The following is a 25306-nucleotide window of genomic DNA, read 5'->3' on the forward strand; positions in this document are numbered from 1 at the left end:
GAGTCTCCGGTAAAGCCGGGGCGGTTCACCGTAACGTTATTCCTTATTACAAGGGCACTTGGGCCAATATCCGTCGCTTAGGTAGTAATGCCGCCTACCTTCGGGATGTGTCTTTTAAACGGCGGCGTTACTCCTAGGGAGTGTGTAGGCCAAGGAAGGCACTATATGAATAAGTTCCTTTTTACAGGAATGAGGAGCTCCCACATCTTTGTAGGGGCTAGTTTCTTTTGAGCCTAGACTTCTTCACTATAATCTACCTCTATTTGCGGACACTGCCTGCTCTATCATTTATGGTGATAAACTGCTTTCGACCACGTTGCCCTAACCACCTGTTGCATTCATAAACCTCACGATCTGAACCTCACCATCTGTCGTAAAATGAGGACGCTCAGGCTTTTTCATCATTGCCGCCACTATGTGCACTTTAAGCCGCTGGATATCACCTGGATAACGTCGCATGACAGCGCGCAAATCTACCGAGTGCTCATTGCCCAGGCAAAGGAGTAGCCGCCCTTCAGCCGTCACCCGAACACGATTACAGACAGCGCAGAAATTGTGGCTATGGGGAGAAATAAAGCCAATCCGCGACTGGCTGTCTACCATGCGGTAATAACGGGATGGCCCTAGGGTGGTCTCGGTGGTGGGTAAGAGTTGATAGTGCTTTTCTATGGTCTCGCGTACCGTATCGGTGGAAAGAAAGGTTTCACCACGGTTATGCTCGCTGATAGCGCCCAACGGCATTTCCTCGATAAAACTGATATCCACTTCCTCATCACGGGCAAAGTTTACCAAGTCGAGAATTTCGTCGTCGTTACGACCCTTGAGCAATACAGCGTTGAGCTTAATCGACTGAAAGCCAGCGCGGCGAGCTGCGCGGATACCCGCTACCACCTGGCTAAGGTCACCTGTCCGGGTTAATGCTTTAAAGCGCTCGGGCTTGAGTGAGTCGAGACTGATATTAAGGCGATCAAGTCCGCCTAAACGTAAGGCCTCGGCATGTTTGACTAATCCTGAGCCGTTGGTGGTCATGGCCAGCTCGCGTAGGCCTTCCAATTCACCGAGTTTTTGCGCTAGCTGTAGTACGCCCTGGCGTACCAGCGGTTCCCCGCCAGTTAGGCGGATTTTTTCCACCCCCAGCTCGACGAAGGCCTGCGACAGCGTGGCTATCTCTTCAAGGGTAAGCAGTTGGGCCGGAGGCAGAAAGGTCATCTCCTCCGCCATGCAATAAACACAGCGGAAATCACAACGATCAGTTACCGATATGCGTAGGTAGCGCACCGTACGGCCAAACCCATCGACGAGCGACTCATTCTGAGGGCTCCTCTGCTTGACTGGCATTAACGGGCAGCCGAGCTATGAGCCCTCTCACTTCGGCGGTGATCTCTTCAATGGTTTCCTCATCATAAAACTGGCCCCGTCGCTTGCGCAGGCCGTTCTCATACAGCTTGACGTGCTCAGTGGGTATAACGCCCGCTTTGGAAAGACAGTGACTGGCGCAATGCATCTGGCACCCGTCAATAGCTACGATAGGCCGCCGGGAGCGGGCGATGCGTACCAAACCGGGCACGCCACCGCCGACACCAGCAATGCAGGACATTCTGCCTCTCCTGCATGATCAAGACGCAGAGCAACACTATTGGCCAGTTGCGCCACATCAGAACAGCCGGAGCAGGCATAAATCAGTGCGCGCGGTTTATGATGGGAAGCCATACCCTCTCCTATAAAAGCAAACGACGTCAGTGGTCACGCCAAAAAAAGCGACTCAAGCGTTGAACTGACTGATCGGGTAATAGGGGTACGCGCCCCCTTCTGTCACGTCGGTGCCTGGATTAATCATCAAATATCCATGGGCCTGGCTAGCCGCGCTGAGCATATGCGAGCCCTGTCCGCCCGCTAACTGCGCCACGGGAGTCCCTTGTGACCAATCCAATTCCACCCGTAATAGCTCGCAGCGCCCTTGGGGCCCACGCTGAGAAAAACCGGCTTTTACCGGGTAACGCTGTAGAGCCGCTTCAGCTCTAGCTTGCATCGCATGTATAAACGGCAGCGCCAGCAGTTGCCAGCCCACCAGGGAGGCCACGGGGTTACCCGGCAGCGCCATTAACCGGTATGGAAGACAATGGCTCCGCGCCTAGATAACCGAAAGCAAAGGGTTTTCCCGGTTTCATCGCGACACCATGAAAATGCAGCCCGCCGCGCTGCTCAATCACCGAACGAACATGATCCTCTTCGCCTACCGAAACGCCCCCAGTGCACACCACTAAATCTGCAGCGGTTTGTGCTTGCTCAAAGGCCTGATGCAATGACGTCGGCGAATCTGCGATGATCCCCAAATCCAGCACGTCGCACTGCGCCTGTGCTAGCAGAACGTTAAGCATGGCGCGATTGCTGTCGTATACCTGCCCCGGTGATCGCGCCGTACCTGGGGCAATCAGCTCATCGCCCGTTGAGAGGAGTGCCACCCGCAGGCGCCGTTTGACGGTCACAGCATTTACCCCATGGCTCGCCAGCAGCGCAATCGACGCGGCATCAAGCAACTTACCCGCGGCGAGTAGTGGGGATCCCATGCGAGTCTCCTCACCCTCGCGGCGACTATTAGCGCCTACCACCAAGCTACCCTCGAGGTGTATATGCCCGCGCTGATCAAGAGTCACCCGCTCTTGAGGCACCACAATATCTGCCCCCATGGGCACCGGCGCGCCGGTAAAAATACGCGCGCAGCCTCCTTCCGGTAGCAGCATGACGCCTGCGCCAGCCGGTACGCGTTGAAGAATGGGTAAACCTGCGCCGGGAGGTACCGCTTGGTAATCAGCCAGACACAGCGCGTAACCATCCATAGCGCTATTATCCACACCCGGCATATCGAGAGGTGCGACCAGCGTTTCTGCCAGTACTCGCCCCGCCGATTGTCCAAGGGTGATGTTTTCTACTGCATTAATGGGCGTGGCGGCGTCGATAAGCCGTTGGCGTGCATCAAACAGCTCTAACAAGCCGGGCGTGACTATTTCTGCGCAGTGACAGTTCATAAGTGCTCCACCTCATTGGAAGAGGTCGCTCGTCCACTACACGGGGTTGCTGAAGGCAGCACCATGGCGGCGAAGTTGCAGGGCCGAGTGCGGGAGTCCAGCTGCAAAGCGATAATGTTGTCCCACGCCAAGGCACACGCTTTGGGTGAGCCGGGCATGGCAAACATCATCGTTCGGTTGGCCACCCCCGCGACGGCGCGAGACTGGATCGTCGCTGTGCCGACTGTCTTCAGGGAGTAGTGGCGGAACAGCTCTCCATACCCTTCGATCGCTTGGGCGAACAGCGGTATCAACGCCTCGGGAGTGGTATCCCGGGCGGTAAAGCCAGTGCCGCCATTAACCAGAATCGCGTGGATATCTGTTCGCGCAATCCACTCCGAGACCACGGCACGAACCTGATAGATATCATCAGGAACGATGCGTCTCTCCACCAGGGTATGGCCGCTTTCGCTCAGATGTTCAACCAGTAGGTTACCGCTGCCATCTTCATCGAAACCACGGGTATCGGAAACCGTTAGCACCGCGATGCCAAGCGGAGTGAAAAGTGCATTGACAGGAACATGGGACATCAAGCCTCTCCTATTAGCTTTGCTATTGCTTCAAGCTATTGCATCAAGCTGCCGCCAGCATCGTCATCCAGAATAATTCCTTCGACGCCTATTTCGCTTTCCAGCGCCAGCAAATAGTGGCGCAATGCACGTCGCGTCGCCTGCTCGCGCAGGCTGTGACGCACTCGGTCGGCCACCTGATCGAAAGGTAACGACCGCCCTTCACGCCGTTCGTCAATGATTACTACATGCCAGCCATAGCGAGACGCCAAGGGGCGCTCATGAAGGCCTTCGGGCAGGTGCTGCAAAGCGCGATCCAGCTCAGGGACGGTCTGGCCTGACACTAGCCAGCCCAAATCGCCATCCATCTCTTTTGAAGGGCACGCGGAGTGGTGTTGCGCAAATTCGGCAAACCGCTCGGGTATGGAATTAAGTTCTTTAAGCAGTTTTTCGCCAAGCTGGTACGCGTCGTCGCGGCCCTGGGAGTCATCCGGTGCCGCTGCTAGCAGAATATGCCTTACACGTAGCTGGGTCGGCTCGCTGAAGCGCTCACGGTGGGTATCAAAAAAGCGTTGGCAATCGGCTTCTCCCGGTTCGGGCACCTCAAGTTCCTGCTCAAGCAAGGCAGCAATCGCCGCATCCTCCTGCGCTTCGCTGGCTTCCTGTGTCGATAGTAGCCCCAGGACGTTAGCTCGCTGGCGCAGCAGCTCTCTAACCACCAGCGCACGAGCCGCCTGAAGCTGGGCCTCCCCCGCCGTTTCGGCGGGGTGGTACTGCATCTCTAACGCAATCGTTGCTTCATCGATACTGGCGTCGCCGACACGTACCGGAGGCGGAGCGACACCTCCTGGTAGTTGTTCGATATCAATCATCTGCATGTTATTTCTCCTCTAGGCCTAGGCAAGCACAGTAAGTGTTTAGGCGCGACGGCGGACAAGCTGATACCGCCGGGTCACATAGCCAAACGGTACGCTCCACACATGCACCAAGCGCGAGAAGGGGAACAGCAGGATGATGGTTAGGCCGATAAAGATATGCAGTTTGTAGATCCACGACACTTCCTGCATGTAATCCGCCGCACCGCCGCTAAAGAAGACTATCGACTGTGCCCAGCTGGAGAGCGTCAGCATCATTTCACCGTCCATATGGCCTAGCGAGAAGATGATGGTCACCATACCCAGGCACGCCTGTAAAACGATTAAACCCAGGATCAAGGTATCCATCATGCTCGACGACGCCTTTACGCGTGGATTGACCACACGCCGATAGAGCAACATGGCGCCGCCCACCACGCACATGGCACCGGCGATACCGCCGACCACAATGGCAATCAACTGCTTAGTGCCAGCATGTAGGAAAGGCGCGTAGACCCAGTGCGGCGTGAGCATGCCCACCAAATGACCGAAGAAGATAACGATAATCCCGATATGGAACAGGTTGCTGGCCAGGCGCATGTTTTTTGAGGACAGCATTTGGCTGGAGCCAGTCTTCCAGGTGAACTGACCTTGGTCGTAACGCATGAGACTACCGACCAAGAACACCGTACCGGCCAGGTAGGGGTAGTAACCGTAGATCAGATGGGTGAAATAGTGCTCAATCGCGTCGTACATAGCGGTTCTCCTATTAACGATTGGCAGAAGAGGTTGGTGAGGTGGCGCTCATAATGCGAACGGCCTCGCTCTTAACGGTATTCTTGCGCTCGGCAAGACGGCGGCCTTCGGCGGACTGCAGCGCGCAGTCTTCGTCAGAAGTGGCCGAGAAGCGCACCGCTTCTTCTTCCCATACGGCGTCCAATGCTTCGGGGGTGTTATCAGGCGCTTCTTTTTTGACCTGGGGCCGATGCTCTTCGACATCACCCTCTGCCCCAATTAACGCCAACAGTGACATCGGTACCAGGGCGTAATCCGCTCCCCGCTCCTCCAGTCGTGCGGTCAGTAGTGCCAGGATATGGCGTATTTCGCCCAGCCAGCGGCCTATCTCGGCTTCGTCGCACAGCGACAGGTATTCAAGAAACACCGGTAGATGATCGGGCAGTTCACGGGCATCCAACTCGAACCCGGCCGCGCTGTACTCAGCCATAAGATCCACCATGGCCTGACCACGGTCACGGGACTCGCCGTGCACGTGTTCAAATAGCAGCAGCGACGTAGCGCGCCCCTTATCGAACATGGCGACATACTCGGCCTGCAGCTCAAGCAAGTCGCCATCGTTAAGTCGCTGACACCACTCCATTAATGACGACTTGAGAGCCGCCCCCAGGCGGCGCTCGGCATTGAGGATTTCGATAAGCTCGCCACAGGCATCCTGCAGTTCCTGGGTCGGGTAATCGAGCAGGCGGGCCAGTACGCGTAGGCTACGCATACCCTGTAGCGGTTCGAACGACGGCTCTACCGGGGTCGGCGATTGGGTAGCGGCTTCAGTCATGACGAGACTCCTCAAGTTGTGGCTGCGGGTCGAAGACCTCTACCGGCTTCACCAACACGCTGGTCTGCTTTCGGCCATTGAACAGGTTGGGCTGGCTCTCACCGTGGCAACCATCACCAAAGGTAAAGCCGCATCCTCCCCGTTCAGGGAAGGCTTCGGTGGCCATTTCTCGATGGCTGGTGGGGATCACGAAACGATCCTCGTAGTTGGCAATGGCCAGGTAGCGGTACATCTCCTTCTACTTGGGCCACGCTCAGCCCGACGGCGTCGAGTACCTCGGCATTAGGAACGCCATCCACATGCTTACTGCGCATATAGACACGCATCGCCATTAAGCGCTTGAGTGCCAGCACCACGGGCTCCTCTTCGCCAGCAGTTAGCAGGTTGGCTAGGTACTTCACTGGAATACGCAGCGATTCAATTTTGGGCAGGATGCCGTCGAATTCCACATGCCCTGCTTCAGCGGCAGATTGAATCGGCGACAGCGGCGGTACGTACCACACCATCGGCAGCGTGCGGCATTCTGGGTGCAGCGGCAGCGCCAATCCCCAGTCGATCGCCATCTTGTAAACCGGTGAGGCCTGGGAGGCTTTGATGACGTTGTCTTGAATGCCATCCCGCTTGGCCTGGGCAATCACTTCCGGATCGTTGGGATCAAGGAAGATCTCGCGCTGGCGATGGTAGAGGTCACGCTCGTCGGGAGAACTTGCCACCTCTTCAATGCGGTCGGCGTCATATAGCAGCACGCCGAGATAGCGAATGCGGCCCACACAGGTCTCGGAGCAAATAGTCGGCTGACCGGCCTCGATACGCGGGTAGCAGAAGATGCATTTTTCGGACTTACCACTTTTCCAGTTGTAGTAGATCTTTTTGTAGGGGCAGCCGGAGATACACATCCGCCAGCCACGGCACTTGTCCTGGTCAATTAGAACGATGCCGTCCTCTTCGCGCTTGTAGATGGCACCGCTCGGGCAGCTGGCTACGCAGGTGGGGTTCAAGCAGTGCTCGCACAGGCGCGGCAGGTACATCATGAAGGTGTTGTCAAAATGGCAGTAGATATCTGCCTGCACCTTGTCGAAGTTGGCGTCTTTGCGCCGCTTGGCGAACTCGGTGCCGAGAATCTCTTCCCAGTTTGGGCCCCATTCGATCTTTCTCATACGCTGACCGGAAATCAGCGAGCGCGGACGTGCCACCGGCTGGTGCTCGCCGATCTTGGCGGTATGCAGGTGTTGATAGTCGAAAGTGAATGGCTCATAGTAGTCATCCATTTCAGGGAGGTCGGGGTTGGCGAAGATATTCGCCAGCACCCGCCATTTGCCACCAATACGCGGTTCAATCCGGCCGTCGTTACGGCGCATCCAGCCGCCCTTCCACTTGGCCTGGTTCTCCCACTCTTTGGGGTAGCCGATACCGGGCTTGGTCTCGACATTGTTGAACCAGGCGTACTCCATGCCTTCGCGACTGGTCCAGACATTTTTGCAGGTCACCGAACAGGTGTGGCAACCGATACACTTATCAAGGTTGAGAACCATGCCTACCTGGGAACGAATTTTCATTTCACGGCCTCCTGAACGCTGTCATTGCCTTCACCATCCAGCCAGTCAACGTGTTTCATCTTGCGCACTAACACGAACTCATCGCGATTTGAGCCGACGGTGCCGTAATAATTAAAACTGTAAGAGAGCTGCGCGTAGCCGCCGATCATATGGTTTGGCTTGGGGCAGACACGGGTGACCGAGTTGTGAATACCGCCCCGCGTGCCGGTGACCTCAGAGCCAGGGACGTTCACGTTGCGCTCCTGGGCGTGGTACATCATCACCATGCCCGCCTTGACCCGCTGGCTGACCACGGCCCGCGCGGCAATCGAGCCGTTGGCGTTGTAGACCTCGATCCAGTCGTTATCCTCGATCTCGATCTCGGCTGCATCCGCCTCGGAGAGCCACACGACAGGGCCACCGCGGTTGAGCGTCAGCATCAGCAGATTGTCGGAGTAAGTGGAGTGGATGCCCCACTTCTGGTGCGGCGTGAGGAAGTTCAGCGCCTTGCTCTTGAAGCCGTTGTCGGCGGGAAGCTGGAAGCCTTTGGCCGCTTTGGTATCGATGGGCGGTCGATAGACCAGCAGGCTTTCGCAGAACGCGCGCATCCAGGCATGATCCTGATAGAACTGCTGACGACCACTCACAGTGCGCCATGGGATCAGCTCGTGAACGTTGGTATAACCGGCGTTATAAGAGACATGCTCATCCTCGAGACCAGACCAGGTCGGGCTGGAGATGATTTTGCGCGGCTGGGCGACAATATCGCGAAAGCGAATTTTTTCTTCATGCTTAGGCGTTGCCAGGTGAGTATGGTCACGCCCGGTAATCTTGGAGAGTGCATCCCACGCTTTTACTGCTACGGCGCCGTTGGTTTCCGGTGCCAGGGTGAGAATCATCTCGGCGGCATCGATAGCGCTGTCGATCAATGGGCGGCCTTTATGCGGGCCATCCAGCTTGCGATGGTTGAGTTTGCCCAGCAGCTCGACTTCTGCATCGGTATTCCAGGCGATGCCCTTGCCACCGTTACCGATGCTTTCCAGCAGCGGCCCAACGGAGGTGAAACGCTCATAGGTTTCGGGATAGTTACGCTTGACCTCAATCAGCGCTGGCATGGTCTTGCCGGGAATCGGCGCGCATTCGCCCTTCTTCCAATCCATCACCGCCGGCTGGGCCAACTCTCCTGGCGAGTCGTGCTGCATCGGCAGCGTGACCAGATCGGTCTCTGCGCCCAGGTGGCCTACACACACCTTGGAAAATGCCTTGGCAATACCCTTGTAAATATCCCAGTCGCTGCGCGATTCCCAGGCCGGGTCGGTGGCGGCAGTCAAGGGGTGAATAAAGGGGTGCATGTCAGAAGTGTTAAGGTCGTCCTTCTCATACCAGGTCGCCGTAGGTAGCACGATATCCGAGTAGAGGCAGGTGGTGGACATGCGGAAATCCAGCGTCACCAGCAGGTCGATCTTGCCTTCCGGCGCCTCGTCACGCCATACGACTTCTTCGGGCTTCTGGCCACCGAAGTCGCCCAGGTCTTTGCCCTGAATACCGTGACGAGTACCCAGCAGGTACTTGAGCATGTACTCATGGCCCTTACCGGAGCTACCCAGCAGGTTGGAGCGCCAGATGAACATATTGCGCGGGAAGTTCTCTGGCGCATCCGGATCTTCCGCTGCAAAGCGCAGTTCACCGCTTTTGAGCTGCGCAACGGCATAGTCGGCAGTCGACATACCCGCGTCTTTGGCTTTTTTCGCCAGACGCAGCGGATTCATACCCAGTTGAGGTGCTGACGGCAGCCAGCCCATGCGCTCAGCACGCACGTTAAAGTCAATCAGGCTACCGGGGTAATCCTCGGCCTTGGCCAACGGCGAAAGAATTTCTTTAATCTCAAGCTTCTCGTAGCGCCACTGGGAGGAGTGGTTATAGAAGAACGAGGTGGAGTTCATATGACGTGGCGGACGCTGCCAATCAAGGCCAAAGGCTAGCGGGGTCCAGCCCGTCTGCGGGCGCAATTTCTCCTGACCCACATAGTGAGCCCAACCACCACCGCTCTGACCGATACAACCACACATGACCAACATGTTAATCAGGCCGCGGTAGTTCATGTCCATGTGGTACCAGTGGTTCATACCGGCACCGACGATGATCATGCTACGGCCGTTGGTTTTATGGGCGTTGTCGGCAAACTCCCGGGCAATACGAGTGCACTGCTCTGCCGAGACACCGGTGATTTTCTCCTGCCACGCGGGGGTATAGGGGCGAATCTGATCAAACGAGGTTGCACCATCATCTTCGCCGTCGCCGACAAAGCCACGGTCGATACCGTAGTTGGCACACATCAGATCAAAAACGGTGACCGCCAGCATGTCGCTACCATCGGCTCTCTTCAAGCGTTTGGCGGGCAAATTGTGGAACAGCAGGTCATCAGCAGCACCGACGCCTGCTCCTTTGACGTGCTCAAAGTGCTCGTGCTCGATGCCACCGAAGTAAGGGAATGCCACGCGCGCGACGCTGTCGTGGTGGTTGACCAAACTCAGTAACGGCTTGATTTCGGTGCCTGCGGCATCCAGCGATTCCAGGTTCCATTTGCCCACTTCATCGCCGGTTTCGCCCCAGCGAAAACCGATGGAACCGCGCGGCACCACCAGTTGGTCACGGGTTTCGTCCCAGGCCACGGTTTTCCACTCGGGGTTGTTTTCTTGGCCCAGCGCGGTGTCGAAATCACTGGCACGCAGTTGGCGGCCAGGCGCAAAGCTGCCGTCTTCGCGCGCCTCCAACTCAACCAAAAACGGCATGTCGGTATAGCGGCGCACGTAGTCGGTGAAGTAGGCGCTGGGGTTCTCCAGGTGGAACTCTTTGAGGATGACGTGCCCCATGGCCATCGCCAGGGCGGCATCGGTGCCCTGTTTGGCGGACAGCCACTCGTCGGTCAGCTTGGAGACTTCGGCATAATCCGGAGTGATCGAGACCGTCTTGGTGCCCTTGTAGCGTACTTCGGTAAAGAAGTGGGCATCCGGGGTACGCGTCTGAGGCACGTTGGAGCCCCAGGCAATAATGTAGCCGGAGTTATACCAATCAGCGGATTCAGGTACGTCGGTCTGCTCTCCCCAGGTCATCGGCGAGGCTGGCGGCAGGTCACAATACCAGTCGTAGAAGCTCATGCAGACGCCGCCGATCAGCGACAGGTAGCGGCTACCCGCGGCGTAGCTGACCATCGACATGGCCGGAATTGGTGAGAAGCCAATGATCCGGTCGGGGCCGTACTGCTTGGCGGTATAAACGTTAGAGGCCGCGACAAGCTCGTTAAGCTCATCCCAGTTACCGCGAACGAAGCCGCCCATACCGCGAGCACGTTTGTACTGTTTGGTCTTGGCGGGGTCTTCGACAATAGACGCCCAGGCGTCGACTGGGTCTGGGTTAGCCTTGAGCGCTTCGCGCCATAGCGCAAGTAGCGGCTTGCGCACTAATGGATACTTCAGGCGATTGGCGCTGTACAGATACCAGGAGTAGCTGGCACCGCGCGGGCAGCCACGCGGTCATGGTTAGGTAGGTCGGGACGGGTACGGGGGTAGTCAGTTTGCTGGGTTTCCCAGGTGACTAAACCGTTCTTAACGTAGATCTTCCAGCTACAGGAGCCGGTACAGTTCACCCCGTGGGTGCTACGCACTACCTTGTCGTGTTGCCAGCGGGCACGGTAACTATCTTCCCACTGGCGGGATTCGCTGCGTAGTTCACCGTGTTCGTTGGCAAAAGGCTCGCGGGACTTGCGGAAGAAATTCAGCCGATCTATGAAGTGACTCATGGTCGATCTCCAGGCTCCTCGGAAATTTGCATACCCGTCAGTGCGGGTTCCATGGAGTGGATTCTGCGTGATCGACAAGCGAATTACTGCGTGATTACCTCCATATACACCCTGTCTACCCCCAAGGTGATAGAGCGTCCAACGGAAAGGAATAGACGGTGGGCGCTATTGAAATTACACCGTGCGCGACTGCTTGCTGTAGCAAGGCAGGATAGGCTCGCAGGCCTTCAATCACGTTTACATTGCAACTCGCTGAACATTCATACAACATACTTTTTATAGCTGGATTACTCTCGGAGCAAAACGCACTCCATGCATCTCACCCGATTCACCGATTATTCGATACGCGTACTGATCTTTCTTGCTACCAAGGGGGAGGAGCGCTCTACGATTAATGAAATTGCCGAGACGTTTAATATCTCACGCAATCATTTGATGAAAATCGTTCAGGAGCTGAGTCAAAAGAACTACGTTACCGCTATTCGTGGCAAGAATGGAGGCCTACTGCTGACACGTGATCCTGTAACCATTGGGTTAGGCGAGCTAGTACGCGAGATGGAAAACGACATGGCGTTAGTGGAGTGCTTTCATAGCGACAACGCCTGCATCATTACGCCGGCATGTCGCCTTCAACCGATTCTTAATGATGCACTGTTAGCATTTCTAGGTGTGCTCGACCACTATACGTTGGCCGACCTCCTGGGCAATCAACGCTCTCAACTGGCGCAACTTATGCGCATTCCTACTGTCACCGCTTAGCACTTACTAGCCATCCTGCCCGTCGACTCGCGCCTGCATTAACGGCCAAGTGTAATGCACTAGGAATATTGCGTAGGCTACACACCAGAAGATGATGCTTAGCGTGTAGGTCCAGTGGGTAATCTGGGGAAATATCGCCAAGACGGGTGAGCGCACCAAGGCGGCTATTAGCATGAAGCCCAGCGCCACACCCATACCGGGCAGGGTGCGTACGGGGCGGCCCGTATGACCTAGCGAAACCCTGGCCATCATGGCCAGCATCATGGCACCCATGCCACCTATGGTCAGGGCATGTATAGCAAGCTCTGTACGTATCAGCCCCATTAGTGCCAAGACCCACATAATTAGCCCTAGCGGGATGCAGGCGTAGCTGCCGTGGAGTCCCCAAAGTAAAGGTTCGCGCCAGCTGTGCAGCCCACCCCAGCGCGCCATGCGAACAGTATTGGCCAACGCCGCTAAGAGCATCATCCCGCCGATTAATGACGCAGGAATGGCAACCCCCAGCATGATGACCAACTGCAGGATGACAACGCCTGCCGTGCTAGCCAACGTCACTCCTTCAAGTAAAGGAATAGGGTCAGGTTTGGTGCGTCCCAAACGGTTCGCAGTAAACATGCCAATCACGCGTCCGCCAACGACTGTCATCATCAGTGTGATTAACAGCACGGCTAAGTAGGCGGCTTGGCGGATAAGCTCGGCGTCACCCTGCATCACCCCTAAGTGCATCGCCAGATTAGCCGTGGCAAATAGCAGCAGCACAGGTATAAGATCAAGTTGCGCCACCGCTTTGCAGTGATAACCATACGTGCCATAACAATGGCGACCACCGGCAGAAACACAAGATCAACCGCCAGCAGCAGCCATCCCGGCAAACCCATAGGAAAAGCCATCAGCACCCTACCCAATAGCCATAACACCACCAGACCCAGTAGCGGCACGCCGCTTAAGCTCGGCAACCCAGTCCAGTTACGCACAGCAGTTAGTAAAAACCCCGCTACCACTGCCGCAGCAAAACCAAACAACATTTCATGCTGATGCCAGAACACCAAGCCGCCATAAGGGCGCAGCAAAATAGTGCCATGCCAGAAGCCCCAACCACACCAATAGGGACGCCACACTAAACAGCGCGGCCAACAGAAAGAAAGGCCTAAAAGCCAGGCGCATTAATGGCAGATGTTCAGGTTTAGAAGCAGGTTGGGATGAAGTGGTCATTGGCATGGCATGATCCCGACTAAATTACTTGGAAATATAATTGTGCGCCTAGCTATCAACAAAGACCATGACATGCATCAAAAATACATCTTATGACTAGCATTTATAGATCCGCAGCATTAAGATTCATTTTAAATACTTCTTAATAAGCGAGGGATTAACAGTGCTAACACATGAGCAGGAAAAACTGATCAACGCGACAGCTCCCGTCGTGGCCGAACATCTGAATGCGATTACCCAGCGCTTCTATCCGCTGATGTTTACCCGCTACCCAGAGGTCAAACCGCTCTTTAATGAGGTTCATCAGCAAAGCGGTGGGCAGCCCCGAGCCTTGGCCAACGCCGTGTTGGCCTATGTTCAACTACGCAGCAACCCAGCTCAGGCGCGCGCCACGCTGGATATTGTGGTCAGTAAACATGTCTCGCTAGGCATTCTTCCCGAGCAGTACCCCATCGTCGGTGAATGTTTGCTGGCGGCGATTGGTGAAGTACTGGGTGAAGCTGTCACCTCGGAAATCGCCGATGCCTGGGGCGCTCTATATAACGAGCTTGCCGCTCTGTTAATCGACCTCGAAGACCCAGCGCTACCGTGAGTTTGAGCAGCGCCCGGGCGGATGGCGCGGCACACGCCGTTTCAAGATTGCCAGTACCCAGCAGGAAAGTGCTTTAATTCGCTCTTTTATCCTTGAGCCCGAGGATGGAGGCCGTGTGGCTGACCATGAGCCAGGTCAGTATATCGGTGTACGTCTAACCATTAATGGCGAGCTGGTTTATCGGCATTACAGCCTCTCAGACACGCCGAATGGCAAAAGCTATCGAATCTCGATCAAACGTGAAGAACAGGGCCAAGTCAGTCGTCATTTCCATGATGTCTTACAACCAGGCGATATCTTGGAACTGTTACCGCCAGCAGGTGATCTGACGCTGATTGAAGGTGACGAGCCTCTGCTGCTTGCCAGCGGCGGCGTTGGTCAAACGCCCCTGCTTCCCATGGCGCGCCATGCCTTATCCCTTGGGCGGCAAGTCATCTATCTACACGCTGCCCTGGATGCCGACCACCAGGCCTTTAAAGGCGAATTAGAGGCGCTGAAGAGCGAGTATCCTCAACATCTTAAGGCTGTCCGTATTCATGAGCGTGGTAACGAAGCCGAACATATTGGTCGTATCGACCGCAGCTTATTAGCTCACTACCTGCCAGACCTTAAGACACGCTGTTATTTCGTGGGCCCTCAAGGATTTATGACGGCGATTAACAGCGCTTTGTCTGAACTGGGTGTCGACGAGGATCGCCGACACTTCGAGCACTTTGGCCCCTCGCGCCCTCTCGAAGCAGCCTGACATCTGCCCTCTGATTAGAGTTTATGGTTTAACGTTTTTGTAATTCTCTCATGAGGCAACAAAGGACGAAATTGCCCAAGACTCATTCTAACCAGGATAAAGGGCTGTGGCGAATAGCGGCCCCCAACATGTAGGCGAAGATGGCCACCGCCACAACGGCGGCTATGGCGCGCGCCTTGGGAGTTGGCCCGCGTTTAATCACGATGGAGCCAACGCCAATATAGGCCAGCAGCGCCAGCAGTTTGGCGCCCAGCCAAGGAAGCTGCCAGGGCCACACGGAAAGCAACACCATCAAGGTCACCCCCAGCCCCAGCAAGGCCGTGTCGATGAGATGGGGCAGCACCTTGATCCAGCGGGCGATAACGTGGGGGCTTTCCCGCACCGACCACCAGGCGCGGACCACGAAAAGCGTAATACTCAGCGCAGCGGCCGTCATGTGCAGGTGCTTGATGAGAAAATAGTGCTCCATAGTAGCCACCCCTAGCCAACGTTAACCGCATCACCGTGATGATTGAAGGCGAGGAAGGCGGTGATATTACCCATTTGCAGCGACTCCATCATGCGCTGGAGCTGCCGTTCAACTTCGGTGTCATCTTCTGGATCGTCCATTGCCGCAGTGAAGACTAGATCCCATTCGATTTCGGTACGGCGAGACTCCTCGACCAACGCCGCCATGCTGCTCAGTTCCTCCGTCGACTTATCTACACATATCACAGGCACCAACACGCCTCCTTCTCCCTGTTCAAAGCGACGGCGCTGCTCGGCATCAGGGAAATCGGGCAGTTCTGCGCGAACGAACACAAACAGCAGCCGCTGGGGCTTAGGTTGTTTACGCGCTTCCTGCAGTAAATCGGCAAACGTTGCTATAGTCATAAAATTGGCCTTATCGCTAGTAATTAAGAATCAATAGGTAAGAATGAGCAGGTAAGACTAGTAGGTGGCGTTACTCGGGTGACTCTACAAAAAGCCATAGCAACAGCATTATCATGAACAGTGGGATCAGCAGACTGAATGGCGCTGCGCGCCAACCATAGGCTTGAACGACCAAGGGCGCCATCCGCAAGGAAAGCCCTACCCCTGCCGCTAAGGCCAGACAAAGTCCCACACAAATATGCAACCCAACGACTAAGCATCCAACCTTTGGCGTGGGCAATACCAGTGGCAATCATCGCGCCTCCTAGCCCAAGCCCAATTCCCACCATCAGAAATTCCCACGGCTGGTTCGCCACCCCGAACCAGCCCAAGGCTAGTGCCAGTCCCAACAGCAGCCACTGCATCAAGCTGCACGTGCAACTTCGACGAGCCAGACACCATGTCTGCCACGCCAACAGAAGGCCACTACCCAGCGGCAGCAACCCATAAACGGGATGAATCGCGAGCAAGGTGTAGAGTGTCCAGCTAGCCACCGCCAGGGAGCTTGCCAGCGGCATGAGCAGCATGGCGACCAGCAGCTGATAGCCATTGACTGGCTGTGTTGATGTCTCCAGCATCGGAGGTGGAACGGGTGAAGGCATAGCGTTTCCCGGCGAGGGTATGAAGACAGCAACAGACATGTAAGAATTGTCTGTAAATACCGGGTGTAGGTCAAAAAGCATCAGAGGTAGTTCAGCTAACCCTAAAGGGATAGCCCTCGTATCAAGATGCAGACAGCGCCACACTCCCTTACCTCTTCCGCGCTATCGGAACTACTATGAAATTACTTCAACGTTCCCTGGTGGCTCGCATTATTGCGTCGCTGCTCGCCATTAGCGGTATGGCACTCATCAGTATCACCCTGACCATTGCAATGTCTAACAGCAGCCGTGGTGACGCTGCCGCGATTAATGTCGCCGGCTCATTACGCATGAATGCTTATCAGATCATGGGGGCCTTACAGCGCCTGGAGTATGCCCCCGAGGAAACCAGCGAAGAGCAACTAGCCAGCTTGGTGGCGAGCTTTGATCAGCGTTTGAATGGCACAACCTTACAGCAAACCATCCCAACTGATGACCGCCACGAGCGCCGCCGTCAACTGGAGAAACTCCAGACCTACTGGCAGCACACGCTTCGCCCGGCACTAGAAATACCGTCCTCCGCTACAGCGCTTGACCTGGATACGCTGGAAATGATGATCGTTGCAATGGTCAATGACATCGAAGTGCTAGTGACCTACCTGGAACAGAGCACTGAGGCCAAGGTGCGCCTGCTTGGCATGATGCAAGTCCTCTTTTTAGTGCTGATCGCTATTGTAGTCGCAATCGCTCTCTACGATGTTCGCTACAATCTGGTAGTGCCTTTGCGTCAACTGATGGTGCTTGCCCGCGAGGCAGCACATCGTAATTTTAAGCCGCGCTCAGAACTGCGTGGCAATGACGAGCTGGCCTTGCTGGGCCACACCTTTAACAAGATGTCTGCCGAGTTGGCGACCAGCTACGCCGCGTTGGAAGACACCGTATCGCGCAAGAAACAAGAGCTTGAACGCAATAATCAGGCGCTGCAGGTGATGCACGATGCCAGCCGTTCGCTGTATGGCGGCGGTAACGACCTTTGCTCTAGCGCCGCTCCCATGCTGCGTGAACTGGAAAAGCTGTTGAACATTGGGCCGATACGTCTTTCGCTAAACGACCCTTTTGACCAACGGGAAATGCCGGTACTGGAAACTCACTCGCGCACCCGGCCTGAGTATTGTCGCGACCAGGAATGCCACGCCTGCTTGATTGATCCTCGCCCCCTGGAGTTGGTGGCCAAGAACCAGTCGCAGTGTTTACTGTTACCTATCAGCGTAGGCGATACGCTGCTCGGCACACTGGAAGTGTGGTATCCCCAGGAGCGGCTCAACGATAGCACCCGTCGCCTGCTTACCATGTTAGCCGACCAGCTAGCCACGGCGGTGTACCTGCAGCGGCGTATCGAGGAGCAGCAACACGTCACGCTGATCAACGAGCGAACCACTATTGCGCGCGAACTGCACGACTCTCTAGCGCAATCACTCTCTTATCTCAAGATGCAGGTCGCCCGACTCGAGCGCATGCAGCAGAAAGAAGCCACCCGAGAGGCGCAGTCTGCGGTATTCGACGAGCTACGTACCGGTTTAAACAGTGCTTATCGTCAACTGCGTGAGCTACTCACCACGTTCCGGCTCAAACTTGAGGGGCCGGGGCTGCAATTTGCCTTGCGCCAGACCGTCGAGGAGTTCAGCCAGCGTATGGGGGTAACGGTCAACCTTGATTACGATGTGCCGCCTTACCTACTTAACCCCAACGAAGAAATTCACGTGCTGCAGATCATTCGTGAAGCACTGGCCAATACTCATAAACATGCCCAAGCCCACTGGGCTGCCGTGACGGTGCGCTTCGCCGATGCTCAATTGCTGGTTCGCATTGAGGATGACGGCATCGGCCTGGTAGACGATAGTTCGCCGCCGATGCACTACGGTTTGGTGATCATACGTGATCGGGCCAACACGCTGAACGGGGAGTTGATCATCGCCAACCGCCCCGCAGGAGGTACTGGTATTGAGATACTCTTCACTCCGTTGACCGCTCGCTTAATTCAGCAGCAACCTGTTACGGCTGCCCCCGACTCTCACTTAGGTACAGGGACTTCTTAATGACGCTGACCACTGCCAATGATACACCCGCCAGTCTGATGATTATTGACGACCACCCACTACTACGGCGTGGCGTAATACAGCTGCTTGAACTAGAAGACGATCTTGAATTGGTTGGCGAGACGGGCGACCCAGAAGAAGGCATTGCACTGGCCCTCAAACTTGAGCCTGACCTGGTTTTACTTGATTTAAACATGCCGGGCGTTAATGGCTTAGAAGCCTTGCGCCGCTTGCGGGAAGCCAATTATAGCGGCCGAGTGGTGATGTTCACTGTTTCCGATCATGAGGATGATGTGGTCGCGGCGCTGCGCAACGGTGCCGATGGATACCTGCTAAAGGATATGGAGCCTGAAGACATGGTTCGCCAGCTGCGTCAGGCTGCGCTAGGCCGCATGGTCATCAGCGAAAGCCTGACCGCCCTACTCGCTGAAGCCCTGCGTAATCAGCGTAATGCGCCCACCACCCCGGATATTCACAGCCTAACGCAGCGTGAACGCGAGATACTGCAGCAGCTTGCTGGCGGCCTCTCCAACAAGCTCATTGCGCGCAAGCTGGATATTACCGAAGGCACGGTCAAGGTTCACGTCAAGCACCTGCTCAAAAAGCTCAACTTGCGTTCACGTGTTGAAGCCGCCGTCTGGGCAGTTCAAGAAGGTATCGATCACTAGTCGATTCTGTGTGGTTACCTCCAAAGACTCCCAGAGTACTTTTGCTCTCACCCACCTTTACCCCCTCTCGATTTTTTCTCTTTAAAATCAATGGTACTTGGCTTTTCAGCGACTACCTCTCAAGAGGTATGTCGCTGATTTATAGGTCATTTCCCTTAGTTTCCCAATCCCCTTTGCAAGCGTATCTTGCCCTCTAACTGCTACATGCAGACTGCTACATGCAGACAGGTTTGACGCCAAGGGGAAATCGCCATGAGCAAGAGAAACGCCGACATTGAGAAGTGGGATGTCGAAGACGCCCAGTTTTGGGAGCAGGAAGGCAAACAGGTCGCCAATCGCAACCTATGGATATCCATTCCCAGCCTGCTGATGGGCTTTGCTTTCTGGATGATGTGGGGAATGATCACCACCCAGATGCAGAACCTAGGTTTTCCATTCACGGTTAACCAGCTATTTTCCCTGACGGCGCTTGCCGGTCTAGCGGGTGCCACACTGCGCATCCCAGCATCGTTCATGATCCGCATCGCTGGCGGGCGGAACACCATCTTCCTGACCACCGCGCTGTTGATGATCCCTGCGGCCGGAACTGGGATCGCCTTGATGAACCCAGGCACGCCGTTTTGGGTTTTCCAGGCGTTGGCACTACTTTCCGGTATCGGCGGTGGAAACTTCTCTTGCTCGATGAGCAACATTTCTACCTTCTATCCCAGCAAGCAGCAAGGTTACGCCCTGGGTATGAATGCGGGCCTCGGCAATTTCGGCGTCACCACCATGCAGATTGTCATCCCGCTGGTAATGACCGTCGGCATTTTCGGCGCTATGGCCGGATCGCCAATGGAATTGCAAAGCGCTAGCGGTACGTTGATCGGCCGAATCGAAGCAGGTACCGATACCTGGATACAGAATGCGGGCTTCATCTGGCTCGTGTTTCTGATCCCGCTAGCGTTCGCCGGTTGGTTCGGCATGAACAATCTACGCACTATTACGCCCAACCCTGGTTCGCCGCTGGCGGCTTTCAGCAAAATATTAGGCCTCTACGGCGTAGGCCTGGTGACCGCCATCGTCGGTATGTTGGCACTCGGCTGGCTTAATATGTGGATTGCCCTGCCGCTAACTATCGTTCTGACCCTTGTATTGTTGCGCCTGATTCCTGGCGACATCAAGCCTAATATTCAGAAGCAGTTCGCAATATTTTCCAATAAGCACACTTGGTCAATGACCATCCTCTACATTCTAACCTTCGGCTCCTTTATCGGCTTCTCTGCGGCTCTGCCGCTTTCCATCAATGTCATTTTCGGCAACATGATGGAGGCGACAGCCGATGGCACGCTGATTCGCGTGGTCAACCCCGAAGCACCCAGCGCGTTGACCTGGGCTTGGATAGGCCCCTTCGTGGGCGCCCTCATCCGCCCATTGGGTGGCTGGATCTCCGATAAAGTGGGCGGCTCCATCGTCACCCAAATCATCTCTGCGGTCATGGTGGTCGCCTCTATCGCCACCGGCTACGTGATGATGCAGGCCTATAACGCCACCGACCCGAACCAATACTTTTGGCTATTCCTGCTGCTCTTCATCGTGTTATTCGCCGCCAGTGGTATCGGCAATGGCTCTACTTTCCGCAGCATCGGCGTGATTTTCGATCAGCAGCAGAAAGGCCCGGTACTAGGCTGGACCTCTGCCGTCGCTGCCTATGGCGCCTTCATCGCCCCGCGGGTAATGGGCGAGCAAATCCAGGCCGGCACACCGGAACTTGCCATGTACGGCTTTGCGGTCTTCTACGCCATCTGCCTGGTCATCAACTGGTGGTTCTACCTACGCACAGGTGCCTACGTTAGGAACCCCTGATCTAAGTTAAGAACCCCTAAATAGGGCTTGCTTCTTTACGCCCGGAGCCAAGCTCCGGGTCTTCATCCCATACCCCACTGTGGGAGGACACCATGAAAATCATGATTGCCTATGACGGTTCGCGAAACGCCAAGCTGGCTCTAGCTCAGGTCGTCAATATGTTCCGCTGTAACCAACCTCTGCTGGTACTGGTCGGCGTGGTGGAGAATCCACTCGACGCTACCGATAACAACGAGGCGCTTTTTCAGCAGGAGCACGATGAGGTTAAACGGCACCTTCAAGAGGGTGTGGCACTCGCCATCGGCGAGGGCTTCCAAGCCGAGCAGCTTCTAGCCGAAGGGGATGCGCGCAAGATGTTACTGCAGGCCACTCGCAAACTCTCGCCAGATCTACTGGTCATTGCTCGCCATAGCCATCAACCGGACGGCGGCATCATCGCCAAATCGTTGACTTATTTCGTCGATGAACTCGACTACATGACTTTCGGCAGCGTCAGCTCATTCCTGGCCCGGCGCGCCGAGTGTCCCTTGTTGATCCTACCCAGCCCTTAATCAGCCTCTAACCACATTTGGGACACAGGACGATACGACCATGAAAGTTTCCGCTGTATTCAAGTTTCGCAGCCCTGAAATCCGGGCCTTGCACCTGACCTGGATTGCTTTCTTTATTACCTTCTATGTCTGGTTCAACATGGCGCCGCTTGCATCGAGCATGCTCAAAAGCGTTGATTGGCTAACTACAGACGACCTCAAGCTATTTGCGATCTGCAACGTCGCCTTAACGATTCCCGCTCGTATTATCGTAGGCATGGCGTTGGACCGCTTTGGTCCACGCCGGGTGTTCTCGGTACTGATGGTCAGTATGTCGATCCCTGCGCTGGCATTTGCTTTCGGTAATACGATGACGCAATTACTGGTGGCACGCCTAGTGTTAAGCTCTATTGGCGCCAGCTTCGTAGTTGGTATCCACATGACAGCGCTATGGTTTAAGCCCAAGGACATTGGCTTTGCCGAAGGCTTCTATGCTGGCTGGGGTAACTTCGGTTCCGCCGTGGCAGCCATGTCACTGCCGACTATCGCTCTAAGCATGTATGGCGGTCCCGATGGCTGGCGCTGGGCAATCGCCCAGAGCGCTATTGTTATGGCCGCTTACGGTGTTTACTACTGGTTCGCGATTACCGATGGGCCGGATGCCCAGGCCCACCGCAAGCCACGCAAGACCGCCGCCATGGAAGTGAGCTCCTGGGGCGATATGATCAAGCTGATCATCTGGACAATCCCATTGGTCGGTGTACTCGCCTTCCTGGTCTGGCGCATCCAGTCTATGGGCTATTTATCCGTCTCTGGCGCGGTCATCGCCTACCTAGTCATCGTGGCGATTGTTATGTATCAGATCATTCAGATCCTGCGGGTCAACCTGCCGATTCTACGCAAGGGGGTGCCTGAGGACGACAAGTACTCGTTCAACAGTGTAGCCGCGCTTAACAGCACTTATTTTGCAAACTTCGGCGCTGAGCTGGCGGTGGTATCGATGCTGCCCATGTTCTTTGAGGAGACCTGGGGGTTGAATGCCGCCACAGCTGGCCTGATCGCGGCATCATTCGCTTTCGTCAATCTGGTGGCCCGCCCCATGGGTGGCATGGTGTCTGACCGCATGGGCAACCGGCGCTTCGTGATGCTTTGCTACATGTTTGGCATTAGCGTTGGGTTCTTGCTAATGGCGATGCTTAACTCTAGTTGGCCGCTATTTTTAGCGATTCTCGTCACTATTGGCACCTCGATTTTCGTACAGGGCGCCGAAGGGGCAACCTTTGGGATTATTCCCTCCATCAAGCGCCGCATCACCGGGCAGATCTCCGGTATGGCAGGCGCCTACGGGAACGTTGGCGCGGTGGTTTACTTAACCATCTATACCTTTGTCACACCCACGCAGTTCTTCTACATCATCGCCACCGGCGCATTCATCAGCTGGGTGATTTGCCTGGTATGGCTCAAAGAGCCGGAAGGTGCTTTCGATGATGAGTACTACGTCTCGTCGGTTGACCGTGCCATTGAAGAGCAATACTTGCAGGATGCCAAACTCTGAAAGTCCCCACGCCCTAGATAAGTAAGGATTCCCTATCCCCTATTCCTACCCGTCCCCCTCTAGGTTCGGGTTGGCTTTTTTGATTCCACTTCTCGACCACTGTTGCCCAGGCATGAGCCAGCGGCAGAAAACTGCGTTACCATAAGTGCCTTCTCGGAATAAAGCTCCCCTTAAATCACTAGCAAGAGTGAAGAGTAAAGGACCGTCCCTAGCATAAAAGGCCATAGCCGACTCTGCCGTTCCTCTGGAAGCTCCTACTTGAGCACATTAAGCACTACACCTCCTGCCAAGAACGCGAACAACATGCCGTCGCCGCCTCTTCCACTTCTATCCATTGTCCAGCACACCAGCCAATGATGACGGCTAACGCTAAAACCCAACGTCCCTTGCGTAGATAAACGTCACGATGACGGGCCACTAACCCGTAATCATTGACGAGGAAGTGGAAGGCCATAGCCAAGGAATATAAGGCAAATTCATGCAACGACGTCTCTCGATAGACCCAAAAAGATAGCCGACCAAAGCGTTATAGAGGGCAAATGTTCCGATGTGCAACCAGAACATACGCTTGCCCGAGTGGGGGTAAGTCTCGCTATCAGGTGAGCCAATCTGCATCTTATTCTGCGAGACCCAATGTTCAAGCCCATAGAATAAGGTCAGGCCCACTAGAGCTATCAAATAAGCGTGGTGCTCTAAAAAAGCCACAGCACCCTGTCCACCAATGGCTTCCTGTGCTTCCTCAAGTTCAGGAAAGACATGCACAAACACATACGAAACAGATATGCCACCGGCAAATGAGAGCCAGGCACTGCGTGGCCAAGCTTGGAGAAAGCGGATGTTGCCCGCAACGAGGTGGACGATAGCCAACCCCACTATGAAAAATATCTGGAAACACATAAGCAAATCTTATATTAAAAGGCTAAAGAACTGCCCTTGTTGCACATGAGAACTCTCCAACTTTAGATTAAGGAATCTTGCTTTCAGTAGCGATTAACAAAGCTGTCCATTTAATTTTTTTTAAAAATTATTATCTAACATCACCGTGTGAGAGACGCGGCTAGGGCTCCTGCTGTAGCTTTTTTAACTGCTGATAAGAAGGCCAACTTACCTATGCGGCTGGTAACATTTTCACGCTCAATGCGATATTTTTTTGAAATACTGCTTAGTCTCTCCAGCAAATTCAACGTCATTAATAGCTTAAGACTTTGAAGTCAGGAGCATAGGGGGGGGGAACTTTACCTTTAATTAAATAAATAAAACCCAAGGCCTGACAATAAAAGCTTTAACATGAGATAAATATTCAAAATGAAAGCAGGCATCAAATTCTAGAGAGGGCTCTACAGTATGAGCTGAAACAGTTTGAAGCTAGCAAATTTGTAGAGGTTCTTGACACGGGAATGACGGAGCTTGCGCCTGTACATGACAACACCCCATTTCGTAGGTTTACTACAAAAATAGGTTATGTCACGAGAAACCGCAAATTATGTCATTTTATCCGGAATTTATGTCAAAACAGACCGGAAACGACACTAGAAATTGTCGTTTCCACTTCAATTTGACATAACCAAAACGAAAAAACAGTGACTTACAACAAAAACTCCACCACAAAATGACATAAAATTTCCACTTTCAGATGACATAAAATAAAACGACCGTATGCTCCAGTAGTGAAGTTACGTAATTAAAAGACACTAAAAAAATATCGTTTAATTAGCACCGTCTGATAATGCCACATCTTAGCGTAGCTTTGGGAGGCGACTCAGTAGCCCACCCATGCTGAGAGAGGTAGCGGTATAAAATCAGCTCTCGGGCGACCGAGCTAGATCTGCAGTAGAGATGGCATATCCTGTACCGTTGGTAGGTATAAGTTTGAACTTTATGGGCCGTCCATAAGCTTGCAACTCACCATGATCGAAAGTTCATTGCATCAAGGTGACATAAGGGTAATGTTTCAATAGTAGTGGCGCTACTCGATTAAGTGCCTTGAAACCCAAGAAGTGAACGCGGGTCAGTACTTGCCCAGAATCGGCAAGGACGTTCGCCCTTTCGGCCCGAGCATACGCATATCATCTTCGTGAACCCAGTCAGGATGCTTGATCGAAGTGGAACGCTGGGCCATGCGCAGTCCCATGCGGCGGCGAAATGGAACTTCGGTGCTGATCCGATGGAGCTCTTTTAGAGTGGCCTCGGGATGCTGCTCGTCGAGTTCCAGAAAAGTCGTCCCAATCCTCAGCGCGGTTGAGAACCCGAGCTTGTTCACTGTAAATCACGGAGCCTAGGAACAATTGGCTCACCTCCATGATCGTTGGAGTAAACGTCAGTTCTAGGCAAATACCTTCGCCACCCTCACCATAATAGGCCCACATCGCTTGATGATTGGGGTGCCTAGCTAGCGGGCAGATACCAATCCCTTTCAAGAAAACTTGAAAGTATCTATTCTACACTGCAACAGAATCAATTCATTACATAGTTGAACTAG

At 54.7% G+C, this 25306-nt stretch carries 20 protein-coding genes and 4 pseudogenes; 7 read left to right on the forward strand and 17 right to left on the reverse strand.

Translation table 11 applies throughout. The features are described 5' to 3' along the window. Positions 1-321: 321 nt before the first annotated feature. From moaA to B4967_RS02180, 11 genes and pseudogenes are all read right to left on the reverse strand, one after another. On the reverse strand, positions 322-1338 hold the full coding sequence (gene moaA / locus B4967_RS02140; protein WP_083023281.1) for a GTP 3',8-cyclase MoaA: 1017 nt from the start codon (positions 1336-1338) through the stop codon (positions 322-324). After that, on the reverse strand, positions 1307-1597 hold the full coding sequence (locus tag B4967_RS02145) for a putative zinc-binding protein (RefSeq protein WP_279384629.1): 291 nt from the start codon (positions 1595-1597) through the stop codon (positions 1307-1309). Before B4967_RS02145 ends, moaA begins: the two co-directional genes overlap by 32 nt. After that, entirely contained in the window at positions 1522-1710 is a 189-nt protein-coding gene (locus B4967_RS20005) for a putative zinc-binding protein (protein ID WP_279384630.1), read from the reverse strand. The genes B4967_RS02145 and B4967_RS20005 overlap by 76 nt, the downstream gene beginning before the upstream one ends. A 52-nt stretch (positions 1711-1762) precedes the next feature. Further along, entirely contained in the window at positions 1763-2080 is a 318-nt protein-coding gene (locus tag B4967_RS18610) for a MoeA family protein (RefSeq protein WP_243470276.1), read from the reverse strand. Between the two features lie 4 nt (positions 2081-2084). Next, positions 2085-3026, reverse strand: a complete 942-nt coding sequence (locus tag B4967_RS02150) for a molybdopterin molybdotransferase MoeA (RefSeq protein WP_243470277.1) — start codon at positions 3024-3026, stop codon at positions 2085-2087. Next, on the reverse strand, positions 3023-3595 hold the full coding sequence (moaB, locus tag B4967_RS02155) for a molybdenum cofactor biosynthesis protein B (RefSeq protein WP_083023282.1): 573 nt from the start codon (positions 3593-3595) through the stop codon (positions 3023-3025). The genes B4967_RS02150 and moaB overlap by 4 nt, the downstream gene beginning before the upstream one ends. 35 nt (positions 3596-3630) lie before the next feature. Continuing rightward, positions 3631-4452, reverse strand: a complete 822-nt coding sequence (locus tag B4967_RS02160) for a peptidylprolyl isomerase (protein ID WP_008958045.1) — start codon at positions 4450-4452, stop codon at positions 3631-3633. 39 nt (positions 4453-4491) lie between these two features. Continuing rightward, positions 4492-5184: a respiratory nitrate reductase subunit gamma gene (gene narI / locus B4967_RS02165; RefSeq protein ID WP_008958046.1), complete on the reverse strand. Its 693-nt coding sequence runs from the start codon at positions 5182-5184 to the stop codon at positions 4492-4494. Between the two features lie 13 nt (positions 5185-5197). Continuing rightward, entirely contained in the window at positions 5198-5998 is an 801-nt protein-coding gene (gene narJ / locus B4967_RS02170; RefSeq protein ID WP_008958047.1) for a nitrate reductase molybdenum cofactor assembly chaperone, read from the reverse strand. Beyond that, positions 5991-7554: pseudogene (narH, locus tag B4967_RS02175) on the reverse strand (nitrate reductase subunit beta). Before narH ends, narJ begins: the two are co-directional and overlap by 8 nt. Next, positions 7551-11332, reverse strand: a pseudogene (locus B4967_RS02180) (nitrate reductase subunit alpha). The pseudogenes narH and B4967_RS02180 overlap by 4 nt, the downstream one beginning before the upstream one ends. 312 nt (positions 11333-11644) lie before the next feature. Between B4967_RS02180 and B4967_RS02185 the strand changes: the two are divergent. Beyond that, a complete protein-coding gene (locus tag B4967_RS02185) occupies positions 11645-12091 on the forward strand; it encodes an Rrf2 family transcriptional regulator (RefSeq protein WP_083023284.1) in 447 nt (148 codons plus the stop codon). Between the two features lie 6 nt (positions 12092-12097). Here the strand turns inward: B4967_RS02185 and B4967_RS18615 are convergent. Next, positions 12098-13209, reverse strand: a pseudogene (locus B4967_RS18615) (NnrS family protein). Positions 13210-13466: 257 nt separating this feature from the next. On the opposite strand from B4967_RS18615, the pseudogene hmpA reads away from it, so the two are divergent. Further along, positions 13467-14640: pseudogene (hmpA, locus tag B4967_RS21170) on the forward strand (NO-inducible flavohemoprotein). 82 nt (positions 14641-14722) lie between these two features. On the opposite strand, the gene B4967_RS02200 reads toward hmpA, so the two are convergent. Genes B4967_RS02200 through B4967_RS02210 form a run of 3 tightly spaced genes read right to left on the reverse strand, consistent with a single transcriptional unit; the run spans position 14723 to position 16154 of the window. Then, on the reverse strand, positions 14723-15109 hold the full coding sequence (locus tag B4967_RS02200; protein WP_083023286.1) for a SirB2 family protein: 387 nt from the start codon (positions 15107-15109) through the stop codon (positions 14723-14725). Between the two features lie 11 nt (positions 15110-15120). After that, positions 15121-15513 (reverse strand): ribonucleotide reductase subunit alpha, encoded by a 393-nt coding sequence (locus B4967_RS02205; protein ID WP_083023288.1) that lies wholly within the window; start codon positions 15511-15513, stop codon positions 15121-15123. A 23-nt stretch (positions 15514-15536) separates the two neighbouring features. Further along, complete coding sequence (locus tag B4967_RS02210; protein ID WP_243470280.1) at positions 15537-16154, reverse strand: hypothetical protein; 618 nt, start codon at positions 16152-16154, stop codon at positions 15537-15539. A gap of 176 nt (positions 16155-16330) precedes the next feature. On the opposite strand from B4967_RS02210, the gene B4967_RS02215 reads away from it, so the two are divergent. The 5 genes from B4967_RS02215 (at position 16331) to B4967_RS02235 (ending at position 22827) form a co-directional block, all read left to right on the forward strand. Further along, positions 16331-18229, forward strand: a complete 1899-nt coding sequence (locus tag B4967_RS02215; protein ID WP_083023289.1) for a type IV pili methyl-accepting chemotaxis transducer N-terminal domain-containing protein — start codon at positions 16331-16333, stop codon at positions 18227-18229. Further along, positions 18229-18897, forward strand: coding sequence for a two-component system response regulator NarL (gene narL / locus B4967_RS02220; protein WP_083023291.1), 669 nt, complete (start codon positions 18229-18231; stop codon positions 18895-18897). Before B4967_RS02215 ends, narL begins: the two co-directional genes overlap by 1 nt. A gap of 252 nt (positions 18898-19149) precedes the next feature. Further along, on the forward strand, positions 19150-20742 hold the full coding sequence (locus tag B4967_RS02225; protein ID WP_083023292.1) for an MFS transporter: 1593 nt from the start codon (positions 19150-19152) through the stop codon (positions 20740-20742). Positions 20743-20834: 92 nt separating this feature from the next. Further along, on the forward strand, positions 20835-21293 hold the full coding sequence (locus tag B4967_RS02230; protein ID WP_083023294.1) for a universal stress protein: 459 nt from the start codon (positions 20835-20837) through the stop codon (positions 21291-21293). A 40-nt stretch (positions 21294-21333) separates the two neighbouring features. Then, entirely contained in the window at positions 21334-22827 is a 1494-nt protein-coding gene (locus tag B4967_RS02235; RefSeq protein WP_083023295.1) for an MFS transporter, read from the forward strand. Positions 22828-23244: 417 nt separating this feature from the next. On the opposite strand, the gene B4967_RS02240 is transcribed toward B4967_RS02235, so the two are convergent. After that, positions 23245-23724, reverse strand: a complete 480-nt coding sequence (locus B4967_RS02240) for a ZIP family metal transporter (RefSeq protein ID WP_243470281.1) — start codon at positions 23722-23724, stop codon at positions 23245-23247. Positions 23725-24835: 1111 nt separating this feature from the next. After that, positions 24836-25087 (reverse strand): hypothetical protein, encoded by a 252-nt coding sequence (locus B4967_RS02245; RefSeq protein WP_083023297.1) that lies wholly within the window; start codon positions 25085-25087, stop codon positions 24836-24838. Positions 25088-25306: the final 219 nt, after the last annotated feature.

This window comes from Vreelandella lionensis, from assembly GCF_002087295.1.
Taxonomy (GTDB): domain Bacteria; phylum Pseudomonadota; class Gammaproteobacteria; order Pseudomonadales; family Halomonadaceae; genus Vreelandella; species Vreelandella lionensis.